General features: G+C 69.5%; 15 protein-coding genes. 6 read left to right on the forward strand and 9 right to left on the reverse strand.

Features of this window, described 5'->3' with window-relative positions; translation table 11 throughout:
- The first annotated feature begins 169 nt into the window (after positions 1–169).
- Entirely contained in the window at positions 170–640 is a 471-nt protein-coding gene (locus QM708_RS01035) for a hypothetical protein (RefSeq protein ID WP_415103525.1), read from the forward strand.
- Positions 580–1,581: an alpha/beta hydrolase-fold protein gene (locus tag QM708_RS01040; RefSeq protein ID WP_415103527.1), complete on the forward strand. Its 1,002-nt coding sequence runs from the start codon at positions 580–582 to the stop codon at positions 1,579–1,581. The genes QM708_RS01035 and QM708_RS01040 overlap by 61 nt, the downstream gene beginning before the upstream one ends.
- A gap of 28 nt (positions 1,582–1,609) precedes the next feature.
- Here QM708_RS01040 and QM708_RS01045 read toward each other — a convergent pair whose 3' ends face one another.
- From QM708_RS01045 to QM708_RS01070, 6 genes are all read right to left on the reverse strand, one after another.
- A complete protein-coding gene (locus QM708_RS01045) occupies positions 1,610–2,479 on the reverse strand; it encodes an acyl-CoA thioesterase (RefSeq protein ID WP_415103529.1) in 870 nt (289 codons plus the stop codon).
- Positions 2,463–3,380, reverse strand: coding sequence for a PAC2 family protein (locus QM708_RS01050; RefSeq protein WP_415103531.1), 918 nt, complete (start codon positions 3,378–3,380; stop codon positions 2,463–2,465). Before QM708_RS01050 ends, QM708_RS01045 begins: the two co-directional genes overlap by 17 nt.
- A gap of 17 nt (positions 3,381–3,397) precedes the next feature.
- On the reverse strand, positions 3,398–7,228 hold the full coding sequence (gene hrpA, locus QM708_RS01055; protein WP_415103533.1) for an ATP-dependent RNA helicase HrpA: 3,831 nt from the start codon (positions 7,226–7,228) through the stop codon (positions 3,398–3,400).
- A 38-nt stretch (positions 7,229–7,266) separates the two neighbouring features.
- Positions 7,267–9,357: a prolyl oligopeptidase family serine peptidase gene (locus QM708_RS01060; RefSeq protein ID WP_415103535.1), complete on the reverse strand. Its 2,091-nt coding sequence runs from the start codon at positions 9,355–9,357 to the stop codon at positions 7,267–7,269.
- A 28-nt stretch (positions 9,358–9,385) separates the two neighbouring features.
- Positions 9,386–9,757 (reverse strand): pyridoxamine 5'-phosphate oxidase family protein, encoded by a 372-nt coding sequence (locus QM708_RS01065; protein ID WP_415103537.1) that lies wholly within the window; start codon positions 9,755–9,757, stop codon positions 9,386–9,388.
- An 88-nt stretch (positions 9,758–9,845) separates the two neighbouring features.
- Positions 9,846–10,778 (reverse strand): AEC family transporter, encoded by a 933-nt coding sequence (locus QM708_RS01070; RefSeq protein WP_415103539.1) that lies wholly within the window; start codon positions 10,776–10,778, stop codon positions 9,846–9,848.
- Positions 10,779–10,836: 58 nt separating this feature from the next.
- Here QM708_RS01070 and QM708_RS01075 point away from each other — a divergent pair, with 58 nt between their 5' ends.
- From QM708_RS01075 to QM708_RS01090, 4 genes are all read left to right on the forward strand, one after another.
- Positions 10,837–12,108: an acyltransferase family protein gene (locus QM708_RS01075; RefSeq protein WP_415103541.1), complete on the forward strand. Its 1,272-nt coding sequence runs from the start codon at positions 10,837–10,839 to the stop codon at positions 12,106–12,108.
- 41 nt (positions 12,109–12,149) lie between these two features.
- Positions 12,150–12,653 (forward strand): DedA family protein, encoded by a 504-nt coding sequence (locus tag QM708_RS01080; RefSeq protein WP_415103543.1) that lies wholly within the window; start codon positions 12,150–12,152, stop codon positions 12,651–12,653.
- Between the two features lie 214 nt (positions 12,654–12,867).
- Entirely contained in the window at positions 12,868–13,533 is a 666-nt protein-coding gene (locus QM708_RS01085; RefSeq protein ID WP_415103545.1) for a hypothetical protein, read from the forward strand.
- A 251-nt stretch (positions 13,534–13,784) separates the two neighbouring features.
- A complete protein-coding gene (locus QM708_RS01090; RefSeq protein ID WP_415103547.1) occupies positions 13,785–14,465 on the forward strand; it encodes a hypothetical protein in 681 nt (226 codons plus the stop codon).
- 88 nt (positions 14,466–14,553) lie between these two features.
- On the opposite strand, the gene QM708_RS01095 is transcribed toward QM708_RS01090, so the two are convergent.
- The 3 genes from QM708_RS01095 to QM708_RS01105 form a co-directional block, all read right to left on the reverse strand.
- Positions 14,554–15,345 (reverse strand): amino acid ABC transporter ATP-binding protein, encoded by a 792-nt coding sequence (locus QM708_RS01095; protein WP_415103549.1) that lies wholly within the window; start codon positions 15,343–15,345, stop codon positions 14,554–14,556.
- 4 nt (positions 15,346–15,349) lie between these two features.
- Complete coding sequence (locus QM708_RS01100) at positions 15,350–16,177, reverse strand: amino acid ABC transporter permease (RefSeq protein WP_415103551.1); 828 nt, start codon at positions 16,175–16,177, stop codon at positions 15,350–15,352.
- 88 nt (positions 16,178–16,265) lie between these two features.
- Complete coding sequence (locus QM708_RS01105) at positions 16,266–17,084, reverse strand: ABC transporter substrate-binding protein (RefSeq protein WP_415103553.1); 819 nt, start codon at positions 17,082–17,084, stop codon at positions 16,266–16,268.
- Positions 17,085–17,159: the final 75 nt, after the last annotated feature.

Below are 17,159 nucleotides of genomic sequence, written 5' to 3' on the forward strand. Positions count from 1 at the left end.
CACCCCGCCACGAGGACGCCGCACCAGCAAAGGTGCGGCGTCCTCGGCGTTCACCCCACCCCACCCCACCCAAGTGCGCGAACCGCTCATCATTGGGGAGTTAACTTGTAGCATTTCCGTCAGGTTTCGGCTAGCGTGCGGTCATCACCGACTCAACGAGGAGCCACCCATGGAACGACGTCGCCTGATCCAATTGGCCGGCCTGAGCGCGGCCGCCGTCCCCGCAGCGACGCTGCCGGCGGTCCTGACGCCGCTGGAGGCGCAAGCCGCGCCCCTGCACGCGAAGGAGGCCGCCCCCGGGGCGCGCAGGCGAGGATCGTTCGCGAGCGCGCGGGTCACGCCCGTCGGCCAGCGCATCGACACCCTGTTCATCGACACCGGCGCCGACCTGCTCGCCTGCACCGACCTGACCCGCTCGGTCGAGGTGACCCGGCGGCTGCCGGGTGCCGAGCCGCTCACCCTGGCCGTCCGCAGCGTCGTCACCCGGGCGTCCGCCACCCTCGGCGACGCCGAGCAGGGCCGCTACCTGGCGATCGAACTGGCCGGCCCGAGGAAGCCCTGCCCGAGCCGTACGCGCTGGTGCGCGGCAACACCGACGAGATGCTGTTCCGCGAGTACGCCGCCGACGGCTCGATCGTGACCAAGCCGCGGGTGCAGGCCACCACCACCCCGCACTTCTACGGCGCCGACCTGTCATTCACGGTCACCCTCACCGGCGGGCTCGTCCGCGCCGACGACCGGTTCCTGGCACCGGCGAGCTTCACCGTCACCACGGCGGCGTCCTCGCTGCTGCAGCCGTGGGTCGACGAGTTCACCTCGGGCGAGGAGAAGGGCCGCCAACCCGGCAATGTGCTCAGCTACCGGCTGCGGCGCCCGCGCGGTCGCGGCAAGCGGCCGCTGGTGATCTACCTGCACGGCTCCGGCCAGGTCGGCACCGACAACGTGGCCCATCTGCTGTCCAGCCTCGGCGCCGTCGGCGTCCTGGCCCACGAGGACGCCTGGGTGCTGGCCCCGCAGGCGCCCGAGGTCTTCGACCGGTTCGACAGCTACGACGAACGCACCGGCTCCGGCGGCGGCGTGCACTGGCAGACCCGCAACCGGCGGCAGCTGCTGCTCGCCCTGATCCGGCGGCTGCTGCGCGAGAACCCGGGAATCGACGCCGACCGCGTCTACATCCAGGGCCTGTCCCGCGGCGGCGAGGGCGCGCTCGCGCTCGTCCTGGAGGCCCCCGAACTGTTCGCGGCGGCCGGCATCTTCTCCGGGCGCGAGGCGGGCTGCGTGGAGTGGATGGACGGCCACGCCACGCCGGCGATGCTGCGCCCGGCGCTCGGCGTGCCGCTGTGGTTCTTCCACGCGGCCCAAGACACCGTCTCGCCGGTCGGCGGCACCCGCCGCAACGTGGAGATCCTGCGCGGGCTGCGTCACCGCAACCTGCGCTACACCGAGCTCACCCGTGAGCGTCCCGGCGATTCGGGCTTCGTGAACGCCTCCGCGCACAACAGCTGGGATCTGGCCTACAACAGCCCCGCCTTCTGGCAGTGGCTGCTCACGCAGCGCCGCCGGCGAGGCGGACGCCGCTGAACCCTCCGCGCGCCGCGGCCGGGTTGATTCAGACCAGGCCGCGACGCCGGCGTTCGTCGCCCAGCCGGATCAAGCCCTCCTGGACGGCGTGGGCGCCCAGCGCGCCGTGCTCGTCGTACAGCGAGCCGAACGACAACCCCAACGCGTTCGCCGCATTGGGGGACGACTGGTCGTACAGCACCCAGTCGTCGACCCGGATTGGCCGGTGGAACCACATCGAATGGTCGATGGTGGCGATCTGCAGGTCCGGCGACCCAAAGGTCTGCGGGTGGGCGAGCGCGCTCACCACCAGCAGGGTCAGGTCGGAGGCGTAGGCGAGCACCATCTGGTGGATGCGCGGATCATCCGGTACGTCACCGACGCTGCGCAGCCACACCTGCATGCGCGCACCCTCGGACGTTTCCCGGTTGGAGAAGCCAACGAACCGGGTATCGATCGCCGCCCATTCACGCTCCCACATGGCGGCGAACTGCGGCGCCACCGTGCGCAGCTGCTCGGTGAGCGGCACGCAGCTCTCCGGCGGGGTCGGCGGCTTGCTCGGCAGTGCGGCGTGCTCAAGGCCGTCCTCGGGCTCCTTAAAGGACGCCGACATGGTGAAGATCTCGTGCCCGCCTTGGGAGGCGGTCACTCCGCGGGTGGTGAACGACCCGCCGTCCCGCGGCCGTGCCACCGTGTAGGTGATGTCCTCCGACGTCACCCCGGCGCGCAGGAAGTAGCCCTTCAGCGAATGGCACAGCCGCTCGCTCGGCACAGTGCGATACATCGCGGCGAGCGCTTGGGCCATGACCTGCCCGCCGAAGGTGCGCTGCTGCAGGGTGACGGGATGCTTGCCGATGAAGGTGTCGTGGCCACAGGAGTCGAGTTCGAGCAGGTCGAGGATCTCACTGATGTGGTCCACGCCCACCCCCGTTGTCGTCGCCTTCCTGGTGCTCGGCGAGGAACCGTTCGACGGCCGCACCGATCTCGTCGGCTGAGGGAACGCTGGGCCGCCCGGACGCCCGCAGTTCGTCGTACTGCTCCTCCAACGCGGTGACCAGGGGGCCGAACTCGCCGTCGCGGTTGACCTCCTCCTCCAGCTGGCCCAGCGTCTGCAGCGCCAGCGTCGCCAGGTCGCCCGGAGGCAGATCGAGGCCGGTCGCGTCCCGGATCCGCTCCAGCACGGCGAGCGCACCGGGCACGTAGTTGCCCTGGGCGAGGTAGTGCGGAACATGCGCGACGAAGCCGCGCCCGAGGCGTCCGTCTTGGCCGGTGGTGTATTCCAGCATCGCCGAGAAGCTGCCCGGCACGGTGACCCGATCGATCCAGACCGGGTTGTCGGCCGCCAGATCGGGGTCGGTCGCGTGCGAGGTGACCAGGGTGGGCCGGGTGTGCGGCACGCCCATCGGGACGCCCTGGCCGGTGACCAGCACCGGCACCTCCAGCGCGCGGGTGATGTCGAGGATCGCGGTGCAGGCGCGGTTCCACTGCTGGTCGGGTTCGGGGCCGGCCAGCAGCAGGAAGACCCGGCCGGAGGCATCGGTCACCTTGTGGATGGCGAGCTGGTAGTCGGTCAGCGAGGCCCAGGTGTTGGTGTCGAAGACCATCGCCGGACGCCGCGAGCGGTAGTCGTGCAGCTGGTCGTGGTCGAAGGTGACCAGCACCTCGTGCTGCAGCGAGGCGAGCAGGTGGTCGCTGAGCTGCTTGGCCAGGTGGCCGGCATCCACATAACCCTCCAGCAGGTGCAGCATCGGCGGACGCGACCCCGCGATCGACTCCCAGACGTCGGTATGAACCTCGTACAGCGAGCGCGGATCCAGCATGACCGCCACTGTAGTCTCTACAGGCCGGCCAGGGCGGTGCGCACGCGCTTGGCCGAGACCGGTTGGGCCGTGCCGAGCGACTGGGCAAACAGGCTGACCCGCAACTCCTCCAGCAGCCAGCCCACTTCGACGGCGGCGTCGGGGAGTTCGCCGACCTCGTAGCGGGCGATCGCGGCGTCGTAGGCGTCCTCGAGGTCGGCGATCACGTCGAGGTTCTGCGCCTCGCGGGCCGGGTTGGCGGCCCAGCCGTGCAGCCGGACCTCGGCGGCGTGCAGGTAGCGCTCCAGCCGGGTGAAGTGCGGCTCGGGCGTGGCGGCGATGAAGCCGGGGAAGATCAGGTTGTCGAGTTGGGCGCTCAGGTCGGCCTTGGAGTCGCCTTCGGGACGCCGGGCCAGTTCGGCGCGCGCCTCGGCGTGCCAGGTGAGCGCCTTGGCGGCGATCCTGGTCACGGTCTGCATCCGGTCGGCGGCATCGGGGCGGACGGCGTCCACCACCTTGGTGAAGGCAGCCTGGTCGCGGACGGCGTCCGGATCGATGCCGCGGGCGGCGATCAGGTCGGCGGTGGCGCGCAGCCGGGCGTCGGCGAGCAGGGCGTTCAGGCTGGCGTAGGGCCCGGCGGACAGCGCGATCTTGTCGGCGTTCGACAGCCGGGAGAACACGCTGCGGGTCGGGTCGGGGCTGGCCAGCACCACCAGCCGGCGCAGGCCGAGGGCCTGCGAGCGGGACGCCTTGGCGGCGGTGTTGTAGACCCGCACGCCCACCTTGGTGCCCAGATCGACCAGCGCCGGGTAGCCGACCAGTGGTGCCGGGTCGCGGTCGACGCCGGTGGTGGCCGGAATGGCGCCGAACTCCCAGCGGGTCGCGCCCGCGTGGGCGACATCGGACGCCGCCGCGTTGAGCCGCCGGTTGAGCCGGGGCGCGAACTGCTTGCGCAGTGCTTCGAAGTCCTTGCCGGCGCCGAGTTCGCGGCGTCCGTCGGTGATCACGTAGCGGACGCCGAGATGCTCGGGCAGCGTGCCCTCGTTGAACGCCGCCGGATCGACCCGGTCACCGCTCAGCGCGGTGAGCGCGGCGGCCAGGGCCTCGGCGAACGGGCGGGACGCCTGATCGGGGTGGTCCTCCAGCCAGGAGACGGCGCGGCGGGCCCAGTCGGGTGCGGGCACGAACCGGGTGCGGACCGCCTTGGGCAGCGACCGGATCAGCTCGGTGGCCAGCTCGTGGCGCAGGCCCGGCACCTGCCAGGTGAAGCCCGCGGCGTCCACCTGGTTGAGCACGGTGACGTCGACGTCGATGCTGACCCCGTCGGTGCCGGCCCCCGGGTCGAACACGTAGTGGACGGGAAGATCGGCCGGCCCGGCGGTCCAGGTGTCGGGGAAGGCCTCGGTGTCGACCGCGTCGGTGTCGTCGACCAGGTCGTCCAGGGCCAGGTCGAGATAGCCGTCCTCGGCCCGGCGCTTGTCGCGCCACCACCGGTCGAAGTGGGCGACCGAGGTGATGTTCGCCGGGATGCGTTCGTCGTAGAAGGCGAAGATGGCGGCGTCGTCGGCGACGATGTCGCGGCGGCGGGCCCGCTCCTCGAGTTCGGCGGCCTCGGCGCGGACCTTCTCGTTGCGGGCGAAGAAGTGGTGCCGGGTGCGCCATTGGCCCTCGACGAGTGCGGACTGGATGAAGACCTCGCGGGCCAGCACCGGGTCGATGCGCTGGTAGCTGACCTGGCGGTCGGCGATGATCGGGACGCCGAGCAGGCTGACCTTCTCGGTGGCGACACACTGGCCCGCCCGCGCCGACCAGCGCGGCTCGGAGTAGCTGCGGGTGAGCAGATGCTCGCCCACCTGCTCGGCCCAAGCGGCCTCGATCGGCGCGACCGTGCGCGCCCACAGCCGGGTGGTCTCGACCAGTTCGACGGCCATCACCAGCGGCGGGGTGGCCTTCGCCGCCGCGCTGCCGGGCTGGATCGCGAATCGTGCCCCGCGCGCACCCAGGTATTCGGCGAGCGGACGCCTGCCCTTGCGGGCCGGCTGTACGGTCGCGAGCGAGCGGGCATCGATCAGCCCGACATGGCTGAGCAGCCCGGACAGCACCGCGGTGTGCAGCGCCGCCCAATCGGGGGTGTGCCCGGACGCCGTCCGCGGCTCGCGGGCCTGGGCCCGGCGCCGATCCGGGTCGGCGGCCTGGGTGGTGTCGAGGTCGAGTTCGCCGACGACCTCGCGCAGCTGGGAGACCAGATCCTGCCATTCCCGGATGCGCAGGAAGTTGAGGTACTCCTCGCGGCACATCCGGCGGAATGCGTTGCCGGAGAGTTCGTTGCGCTGGCGGCGCAGGTAGTCCCAGAGCCGCCACAGCGCGGCGATGTCGGACGGGTCGCGGTCGCCGCTGGCCGGCTGGCCGGGCTGGACGCCGTCGACGGACCAGAATCGGCGGTGCAAGCCGTCGGCGTCGGCCTGGCGTTCCAGCGGGCGCTCGCGGACATCGGGGATGGCCAGGGCGGCCACGATGGGCAGCACGTCCCAGGTGACGCCGCGGCGTCCGGCCTCGACCAGCATCCGGCCCAGCCGTGGGTCGACCGGAAGCCGGGCGAGGAGGCGGCCCGTGGCAGTGAGCCGTTGACCGGTCTTCTCGCGCGTCGTCTTCTCATCGGCGAGGGCGCCGAGTTCGTGCAGCAACCGCAGGCCGTCGCGGACCTGGCTGTGATCGGGCGGCTCGACGAAGGGGAAGTCCTCGATCGGGCCGAGGCGCGCGTCTGCCATCTGCAGGATGACGCTGGCCAGGTTGGTGCGCAGGATCTCGGGTTCGGTGAACTCCGGGCGCGAGGCGAAGTCCTCCTCCGAATACAGCCGGATGCAGATGCCGGGCCCCAGCCGTCCGCAGCGGCCGGCGCGCTGGTTGGCCGAGGCCTGGCTGACCGGCTCGATCGGCAGCCGCTGCACCTTGGTGCGCGCCGAGTAGCGGCTGATCCGGGCGTAGCCGGGATCGACGACGTAGCGGATGCCGGGCACGGTCAGCGAGGTCTCGGCGACATTGGTGGCCAGCACGACCCGCATACCGGAGTGCGGCTTGAAGATGCGGTCCTGTTCCTGGGCCGACAAGCGGGCGAACAGGGGCAGCACCTCGGTGCGGGACAACTGGAGCGCGTTAATGGCGTCCGCGGCATCACGGATGTCGCGCTCACCGGAGCAGAACACCAGGATGTCGCCCTCGCCGAGCGCGTGCAGCTGGGTGACCGCGCGGGCGATGCCGTCGATCAGGTCGGAGTCGCTATCGACCGGCTCGTAGACCACCTCGACCGGATAGGTGCGCCCGGACACCTCGACGACCGGCGCGTCGCCGAAGTGTTCGCTGAACCGGGCGGTGTCGATGGTGGCCGAGGTGATGATCACCTTCAGGTCCGGACGCCGCGGCAGCAGCTGCTTGAGATAGCCGAGCAGGAAGTCGATGTTGAGCGAGCGCTCGTGCGCCTCGTCGACAATGATCGTGTCGTAGCCGCGCAGATCACGATCGTGGCCGATCTCGGCCAGCAGGATGCCGTCGGTCATCAGCTTGACCTGGGTCTGCTTGGTCGCCTTGCGGGTGAAGCGCACCTGGTAGCCGACGGTGGCGCCGAGCTCGACGCCCATCTCGGAGGCGATCCGGTCAGCCACCGAGCGGGCAGCGATCCGGCGCGGCTGGGTGTGCGCGATCCGCTTGCGGCCCGCCTTGAGCGCGATCTTCGGCAGCTGGGTGGTCTTGCCCGAGCCGGTCTCGCCAGCGACGACGATCACCTGGTGGCGCTCGATGAGCGCGGCGATCTCATCGACGGCAGCCGAGATCGGCAGGGCATCGTCGAAGGTGATCGTGGGTTGCTCGCTCATGGCCCGCCCACTCTAGCGGCGGGCCGCGCGATCCGGTGTCAGTGCGGCACCACCAGACCCGTGTGGTGAGCCGCGAAGGCGAGCAGGTCGGCCCACTCCGAGGCCACCATCGCCAGCGATTTGCCCGCGCCGTGGCCGGCCGAGGATTCGACGCGTAGCAGCACCGGGGCCGCCGAGGCCTGGGCCGCCTGCAACGTGGCCGCGAACTTGAAGCTGTGCAGCGGCACGACGCGGTCGTCGTGGTCGGCGGTCAGCACCAGCGTGGCCGGGTAGGCCACGCCATCGCGGACGTTGTGCACCGGAGAGTAGGCGCGCGCCGCCGCGAAACCCTCGGGGGTGTCGGGGTCACCGTAGTCACTGATCCAGGCCGCACCGATGGTGAACTTGTGGAAGCGCAGCAGATCGAGAACGCCGACGCCCGGCAGCGCCGCGGCGAACAGGTCCGGGCGCTGGGTCATCGCCGCGCCCACGAGCAGGCCGCCGTTGGAGCGGCCGTGAATCGCCAGCCGCTGCGGTGAGGTCACTTCTGATTCGATCAGGTGTTCGGCGACGCCGATGAAGTCGTCGAACACGTTCTGCTTGCGCGCCAGGCGTCCGGCCTCGTACCACGCGGTGCCGAACTCGCCACCGCCGCGCAGGTTGGCGATCGCGAGCGCTCCCCCGGCGGCCAGCCACGCCGACCAGCCGGCCCGGTAGTCGGCCAGCACCGGGATCTTGAATCCGCCGTAGCCGTACAGCAGGGTCGGGCGCGGCCCGTCGCGTCCGTCGTCGGGGGTGACCAGGAAGTAGGGAACGGCGGTGCCGTCGGCGCTGCGGGCCCGGAGGCGCTCCACCGTGTAGGCCGGGGCGAAACCCTCGGCGTCCGGCACCAGTTCGACGCGCTCGATGGTCGGCGGCGCATCCGAGCCGGCCACGGGCAGGTCGATCCGGAAGGCGGTGGTGGGTGCGTCGATCGTGCTCACCCCGACGAAGGCGACCTCGCGCTCGGGCGAACCGTCCATCGCGGTCAGCGCGCCCGCTGGCAGCGGGATCTCGTCGGCGTCCTCACCCTCGAGGCCGCAGAACACCAGCGCGGGGCGGGCATCATCGAGGTAGGCGAGCAGCAGGCCGCGGCCGACCGGTTCGGCGCCGATCAGGGTGGCACGCACCTCCGGAACCACCTCGGCGAACTCGACGTCGCCGCGCGCGGCCCAGTCCAGATCGACACGCACCACCCGGCCGCAGGGGGCCTCCAGGTCGGTGGTCAGGTAGAGCTGTGTACCGTCGACGCGGACGAAGCCGAACTCGGCCTGTTCGGTATCGACCACCTTGACCGGCTCACCCAGCACCGAACGGCCGTCCCGTTGCCCGATCGGGTAGACCCAGACGCGGTTGCGGTTCTCGGTGCCGCGCACGATGCTCACCACCAGCCAGCGGCCGTCGTGGGACACCTCACCCCACGCCATCACCCGCGGGTCGTCGGGGAAGGTGAGCAACAGCTCGTCAGGCCCGTCGAGCCGGTGCACCATCAGCTTCGCCGCGCCCAGGCCACCGGTCGCGGTGCCGCGGGCGTCGGCCGCCTCGTCGAAGGTGGTGTACAGGAAGGAGCGGTGGTCCGGCAGCCAGGCCGGCGAGGCGAACTTGGCGATCACCTCGTCGTCGAAGTCCTCGCCGGTGACCAGGTCACGGACGCGGATCCGCTGCCAGTCCGAGCCGCCCTCGGAGCGCGCGTAGGCCAGCAGCGATCCGTCGCGGGCCACCGAGAACGTGGACAACGACACCGTGCCGTCCTCGCTCCAGCCGTTGGGGTCGAGCACCACCTCACCGCCGGCCACGATGGCCTCGGCCGAATCGGCGATGAACCAGACGTCCTGGGGTTGGGTTCCGTCATTGCGGCTGACGAACCATCGCCCGCCCCGGGCGAAGGGGACGCCCGCGCGCGGCCGTGCCACGATCCGGTTCATCAGGCCGGCGAACCAGTCCCGCCCAGGCAGGGCGGCCAGTGCGGCCTCGGCATGCGCCTGCTGAGCGGCCACCCAATCGGTGACCTCGGGGGCGCCGGCGTCCTCGAGCCAACGGTAGGGATCGGCCACCGGGTGACCGAACAGGGTCTCGACCAGATCGTCGCGGCGTGTCACGGGGTAAGGCATGCCCGCAGTCTAGAAGCCGCCTGGAGGATCAGAACTCGCGCGAGACCGAACGACCGGACAACTGGCTCACCTCGATGGCGATGGCCACCTCACGATCGCCGGGCGCCCACGGCGAGGTCTCCGGCAACTCACCCGCCAGCGTAGCGGTGCGACCCTGGGCGAGCACGCTCCAGCCGGTCGCGGTCTGGGCGTCCAGATCGTCCACCTCGAACGCCACCTCGGTGGGCGAGGCCAGCTCGGCGAGCACCGAGGCCGGATGCACCCGGAACACGATCAGTTCTTCTTCGAGCAGGTAGTTGACGGGCAGCACCTGGATACCCCGGGTCGGCGAGACCCACGACACGCGCCCGACGACTGCCTCGGCGAGGAGTCGGCGGCACTCGTCGGGTTCAATCGTCATGATGTAGCCCTGAGAATCCACACAGGCGAGCTTACCTTCCACGAGGGGTCCGATGCGCGCCTTGGACCCGACCGTGTCGCCAGGATTCTCAGGTTCCGAGCAGCGCCGCGATCCCGAGCAGCGATCCGATGGACAAAAACGTCGACCAGAACACCGAATCGCGCGCCAGCAGCTCGCTTTCGCGATAGCGGGTCGCCACCACGTACACGTTCTGCGCGGCCGGCAGCGCCGCCAGCACGACCACTGCGTACAGCTCGCCTCCGGTCATCCCGAAGGCAAGGCCCAGCACATAGGCCACCAGCGGATGCACCACGACCTTCAGCGCCACCGTCGTCCAGGCGTGAGCGCTGTGCTCACCGCGTCCGGGCAGGGGGTCGAGGCGCAACGAGACGCCGAACGCCATCAGCATCAGCGGCACCGCCATGCCCCCGATCAGGTCGATCGGCGCCCACACCACCGCCGGAAGCTCGACGCCGGTGATGTTGACCACCAGCCCGCCGACGATGCCGACGGTGAGCGGGTTACGCAACGGCAAGGCCAGATAGTGCGCGAGGGTGGGTTTCGCGTCCGCGTCCCGGGTGCGGACGGCATCCAGCAGCACCAGGATCACCGGCATCAGCACGGCCACCTGCATGAGCAGGATCGAGGCCGCCCAGGTGGCGTCGTTCAGCAGGGCCAGCGCGACCGGGATGCCGAAGTTGCCGGCGTTGGTGTACATCGACGCCATCGAACCGATCACCAGTGCGCCCGGGCCGGCCTTGAACGCCAGGCGGGCGATGATCACGTGAACCACGGCGGTGACGGCAACCGCCAGCGCGGAGACGACCAGCGTCAGCGAGAACACGTGCTCGAGCGAGGCGCGGGCCATCATCGCGAACAACAACGCCGGAGAGGCCACCGTGAAGGCGAGCACCGACATCAGCCGGCGTCCGGAATGGCCGACCAGCCCCCAGTGGGCGACCAGGCAGCCGACGCCGATCACCACCCAAATGGTCGAGATCCCGCCGAGCGCACCGAGCACCCTCTCACCCTAGAACCTCCGCGCCACCGGCACAGGCCATCGGGTTAGCATGAACACGATGCCGGACAGACGACGCAACCACGTGATCGACCTGGCGCGGGCCTGCTCCGTGCTCGTCGTGGTCGTCTACCACACCCTCGTCTACCGGGTGAAGCTGATCGACGGACGCCCCGTGCTGGAGGCGTGGGCCGCGCCCAGCTGGCTGTACCCACTGACGTGGCTGCTGATGATCATGCCGCTGTTCTTCGTCGCAGGCGGCTTCGCCCACACCCTCACCCTCGACCGGCTGCGCGCCGCGGGGGGTGCGAGCGTGGGTCATTGGCTGGCGGGCCGTGGACGCCGCCTCGTCGGCCCGTTGATGGTGTTCGTGACCTTCTGCGCGGTGCTGTTCAGCGCCGTGACCTGGGCGGGGTGGCCGGACGCCGCCGAAGTCAGCCGGTTGCTGATGCAACTGCTGTGGTTCATCACGGTCTACCTGGTCATCGTGGCGATCGCGCCCGGGATGGTCCGGCTGCACGACCGGTTCGGCGTCGCGCCGATGGCCGTCCTCGCGATCGCGGCGGCGGGTGTGGATGCGTGGTCGTTCGCCGCCGGCGACTACACCGTCCGCAACCTGAACATGATCCTGGTCTGGCCGCTGGTGCATCAGTTCGGCATCGCCTACCAGCGAGGTTGGTGGCGGCGCGGGCCGGTGGCCGCCGCGTGGGCGTCCGTCACCGTCGGCGTCACCGGCGTGCTGGTGCTCGTGTTCGGGTTCGGCTATCCCGCCACGGCGGTCGGGTTCGCCGACCTGCCGATCGCGAACCTGCAGCCGCCGACGGTGGCGATGGCCTTCCTCGCGCTCGCCCAGTGCGGCATGCTCGGGCTGGTCGAGCGCGCGGGCGTCCTCGATTCGCTCTCACCCGCGGTGCAGCAGGCCGTCGGCATCCTCAATACGGTCGCGATGAGCGTGTACCTGTGGCACATCCCGTGCCTGGTCGCCTCCGGCACGGTACTGCTGCTCCTCTCCCTCATCGTCCCTGCGCTGGCCGGCGCCCTGCTCTCGCCGGTGACGCTCGCGCTCGCGACGGTCGCCACTGTGTTCGCGGTGATCCCGCTGCTCGGACGCCTCGAGCTTTGGGCGATCCCGCCGATGGGCGAGACCCAGCACAGCGTGCTGGCCATCGTCACCTACGTGCTGCTCGCCGGCGGCACCTTTCTGGTCTGGCAGACCGGCACCGTGGTCGACCTGGCGCACCCGTGGTCCAGCATCGGGGTCCTCGCGATCTGGGCCGGCTGGTGGACGATGCGCCGCGCCGCGAACCGCACGGCCGCCGGGGCAGCCAGGTAAGCTCACCCTTACCCTTCCGGCGACGACCCCGTGGAGCCACCGTGAACCTCAACCCGATGACCTGGGATGCGCCCTATCCGGTGATCGTGGGCGTCCTGTTCGTCATCGTCATGTGCCGCGCGAACGGCACCTACTGGCTCGGACGCCTGGCCGCACGCGGTGCCGAACGAACACGTATCGCCTCGGTGATGGCGTCGCCCCGCTATCAGGACGCCGTCGGCCAACTCAACCGCTGGGGCGCTCCCCTGGTCAGCGTGTCGTTCCTGACCATCGGGTTCCAGACCCTGATCAACCTGGGTGCGGGAGCCACCCGGATGCCCCTGGTGCGCTATCTGCCGGCCGTGACCGTCGGCTGCGTGATGTGGGCGTTCCTCTACGGCACCGCCGGAAGCGTCGGGTTCGAAGTGCTGGCTCGGCTGTGGGAGACGCATCCGGCGGCCGCCGTCTTCGTCGGCGTGATCGTCGTGGTGGCGCTGGCGGTGTTCATCGTCGGGCGCGTCCGCGAGTCGCGGCGTCCGTCACGCGCGACCGCGGTCGTCGAGTAGAGCATCTCTCGCCGCCCTCGATGGCCACGAGCGCGTCGATGGAGGGAGGTGGCGACGAGACACGCACCACCCTCTTGCACTGATGGCCGTCAGCGGGCGGGTCCGCTGTGGACGATGAGATTCCCGGCAGATCAACTGTGGATAAACCCCTACTTCGTCCCCGGGCACCCTCGTTGTTTGCCACACTCGGAGAGCAACATCCCAAGGAGGCGCCATGACCCGGTCCAGCGGACATCCCGCACGCACCGACGCGACCCGTCTGGTGCCACCGGACACGCCGCCTCGACCACTCGGCACGAAGCGCACCGCCATACTCGCCGCACTCCTCCTGCTGGCAGGGCTGATGGCCGGATGCACACCAACGACGCCGACGCCATCCCCCACGTTCGTCACCTACACCTGCACCCCCGAGGCCGGTGGCGACCCCTATCCGTGCACCGCGAAGGAACACGAGGAGATGCTTGCTATCGACGCGCTCTACACCGAAGCCGAAGCCGTGTACCGCAGGCACATGGCCGAGGTGTTCCGGATCGGCGCCCACTGGGAACTCTCCGAAGTCACGCCAGAGATCGAAGCCACTGCCGGCGGCCCCTACTTGGAGAGGATGCGCGACATCTTCGCCACCGACAGGGAAGAGCGCGTCAAGCAGACCTCCGGCGAGCCCATCGTCGAATGGGTGAAACGTTTCCCAGGCAGATCCATGAGTGGTTCCGTCGTCGCCCTCTGGACCTGCGTCAACGGAACACCACGAGTGACCAGCACGACAAAAGAACCGGGAGGGACACCAGGCATCATCACCGAGAACCGGCTCTACCTCAGCCGGATCGATGGCGTCCTAAAGATCTGGGACTCCGAGGCGAAGGTTGTGGAAACATGTTGAGGATCCACCACACCGGCCTGCTGCTTGCCACCACGACGACCGTGTCCATAAGCATCCTGCTGGCGGGATGCCCGACCTCAGCGATCGCTGATGATGACAGCTTCGTTCGATCAAGCACCAGCCACAGGCACGTGAAGGTCGAAGTGACTGCCTCAGGTCCAGGCACAAACAAGGGATCGGGCAGCAACGCTGCCGGGCACCGGCCAGAGGCGTCCGGACGAGGCACGTCCGCAGACACAGGCTCTCGGACCTTGACGATCACTGACCCCGAGACGCACGAGAAGACCGACATCTCCATCCCCGCAAACCTCGCCGACTTCCCCAGCGCCTGCCTCGGAGAAAACTGGGACACCCTCAGCTTCTGCCGGCGCCCCATGCAAGACATCGCCGATGAGGCCACCAACACCGCCAATGCGACCGACCCTGCCGTTCGCTCACGAGCCGTCACCGAGACCGTGGTGCACACCGTCATCTCACAGCTGCACCTTCCCGACGCCATCCCCAGGATCGGCCCCGACCCGAGCATCAACGAATGGAACGCCGCCATCGTCGGCTACCCCTACTGGCTGTGGACCGACGGACCCACCCAACTCCAGACCACCACCACCGCCCACGGCATCACCATCACCATGAACGCCCAACACTCCCGCACCGTGTTCGACACCGGCGACGGCAAACGCATCAGCTGCGCCCGCACCACACCATTGCCCAAGAACACCCCACCCGACACACCCTCACCGACCTGCGGACACGTCTACACCTGGCCATCCCGCCACCAGAGCAAACCCAAGGGCACCTACACGCTGACGGCCACCACACACTGGAACGTGCACTGGACCGCCCTCGGCTACTCCGGCACCATCCCCGTCCGCATCAGCGACAGCCGGGCCATCCCGGTTGCCGAACTCCACGCCATCGCCCGCGTCCCCTGATCGCCAGCAACCACGTTCGCGCCCAATCCCCGCCTCGCGGTGGTGGCAGCGCTATCGCCCATGCGACGCCGCGCCGACAGGCGCCCGGTCAGCTGGGCAACTCTTCGACGGCGTGGGTCGGGTCGAGCACTCGCTGCAGGAACGAGCGGGTGCGCGGGTTCTGCGGGTTGCCGATCACCTGATCGGGCGCGCCCTCCTCGACGATGACGCCGCCGTCCATGAAGATGACCCGGTCGGCGACCTCGCGGGCGAACGCCATCTCGTGGGTGACCACCATCATCGTCATGCCCGTATCGGCGAGCCGGCGCATGACGGCCAGCACGTCGCCGACCAACTCGGGATCCAAGGCCGAAGTGGGCTCGTCGAACAGCACCATCTCCACGTCCATGCTCAGCGATCGCGCGATCGCGACCCGCTGCTGCTGGCCGCCGGACAGCTGAGCCGGGTAGGCGTCCGCTCGATGCTCCAGGCCGACCTCGTGCAGGTAGCCGAGTGCGGTCTTCTTCGCGGTTTCCTTGTCGATGCCTTTGACCGCGGTCTGGCCGATGGTGCAGTTTTCCAGCACGGTCAGGTGCGGGAACAGGTTGAACTGCTGGAAGACCATGCCCATCTTGGTGCGGATGCCGTCGACGTCGGCGTCCAGGTCGGTGATCTCCTCGTTCAGGATGAAAATGCGGCCCTGCGTGGGTTGCTCCAGCAGGTTGACGCAGCGCAGCAGCGTCGATTTGCCCGAGCCCGACGGCCCGATCACGCACACCACTTCGCCTTTGTGCACGGTGAGGCTGATGCCCTTGAGCACCTCCACGTCGCCGAAGCTCTTGTGCAGGTCGTAGATCTGGATCTCGTCCTCGCGTCGCCCGGTGGGGATCATCTGGGTCATGGCGTCACCGTGCCTTCGCGGACTTGGCCTCCAGGCGCCGCACGAGGAACGTGAGCGGGAGGGTGATGAGCAGGTAGCAGAAGCCGGCCACCACGAGCGGGGTCAGGTTGCCGTTGCTGTTGGAGATGTCGCGGCCGAACTTGGTCAGTTCGAAGGCGGACGCGGTGAGGCCCAGCACATAGACCAGCGAGGAGTCCTTGGTGAGCAGGATGAGTTCGTTGGTGAGCGGCGGGGTGATGATCCGGAACGCCTGCGGTAGCACGATGCGGCGCATCGCCATCCCTGAGGGCATGCCCAGCGACCGGGCCGCCTCGACCTGGCCCTTCGGCACAGCGAGGATGCCGGCGCGGATCGTCTCGGCCATGTAGGCCGCCGACACGATACCGAGCGCCGTCCACACCGTGCCGTACGGGTCGAGCGGGAACCGCAGCCCGGGGAACGCCACCGACATCAGGCCGAAGGCGAGCAGGACGATGATCGCCGGCACACCGCGGAAGAACTCGATGTAGATGGTGGCCAGCCACCGGTACGGCCCCACCTGCGACAACCGCATCAACGCCAGCACGGTGCCCAAGGCGAGGCCGAACGTGAAGGCGCCGGCCGTGTAGATGATCGTGTTGAGGAAGGCCCGCGGCAGGCCGGAGGTGAGGGTGATCTGGACCAGATCCAGTCTGAAGAAGACCCGTTGCACCTGGGCGCCGTCGATGCTGACGATGGCGGCGATGAGGACGGCGATCAGCACGGCGTACTGGATCAACCGGATGCGCTGCGCCCGCTTGCGCGGCGACAGCTTCTTGCGCGGCGCGACGGCGCGCGCCTGGGTGCTCGTCATGGGACTCCTTGTCAGGAACGGGTGAGAACGAGGACGCGGCGTCCGGCGCCGATAGTGCCGGACGCCGCGTGTGCGGATCAGCGACTTATCACGCCGGGGCGTCCGTGCCGAACCACTTCTTGTAGATCTCGTTGAAGGTGCCGTCGGTCTTCGCCTTGGCCATCACCTGGTCGATCTTGGCGGCCAGCGCCTTGTTGTCGTTGCCGACGTTGAAGCCGTAGAACTCGCCGGTGTCGTATTCCTTGACGACCTCGACGCCCGGGTTGTCCTTGGCGAAGTCGAACAGGACGCCGTTGTCGTTGACGGTGGCGTCGGCGGCGGTTCCGAGCACGGCGTTGGAGGCCGAGGGCATGTCGTCGAAGACCTTGGTCTCGTAGCCGTACTCGGCCTTCCGCTCGTCGGCGTACTCCTTGCCGGTCGTGTCGGTCTGCACGGCGACGGTCTTGCCCTTCAGGTCGGGCAGATCGGTGATCCCGGAGCCGGTCTTGACCATCAGCGCCTGCTTCGAGGCGAAATGCGGCTGCGCGAAGGTCGCGGCCCGCTCCCGTTCGGGCTTGATCGTGATCGCGGCCGCGCCGACGTCGCACTTCTTCGCCGCGAACACCGCGCCGGAGGTGATCTGGTCGAAGGCGATGTCGACGATCTCCTGGGTGCGGCCGAGGTCCTTGGCGACCAGGTCCATCAGGTCGACCTCGTAGCCGACGATCGCGCCGCTGGCATCCTTGAACTGGAACGGCTTGAAGGCCAGGTGCGTGCAGACGGTCAGCTTGCCGTCAGCGATGAACGTGGGCTCGTTGGCGTTGGCGGACGACGACGGAGCAGCCGGCGGGTTGCTGGCGCAAGCGCTCAGGGCCAAGGCGGTGGCGCCGGCTGCGATGGCGACGGCCACGGTGCGTAGCTTGGACACGAGTGGTTCCTCTCGTTTGACATCGGTACCGGCCGATCATGACACCAAATCCTGTCGTTGCGAGCCAGGGCCACG

This window comes from Propioniciclava sp. (assembly GCF_047602245.1).
Taxonomy (GTDB): Bacteria; Actinomycetota; Actinomycetes; order Propionibacteriales; family Propionibacteriaceae; genus Propioniciclava.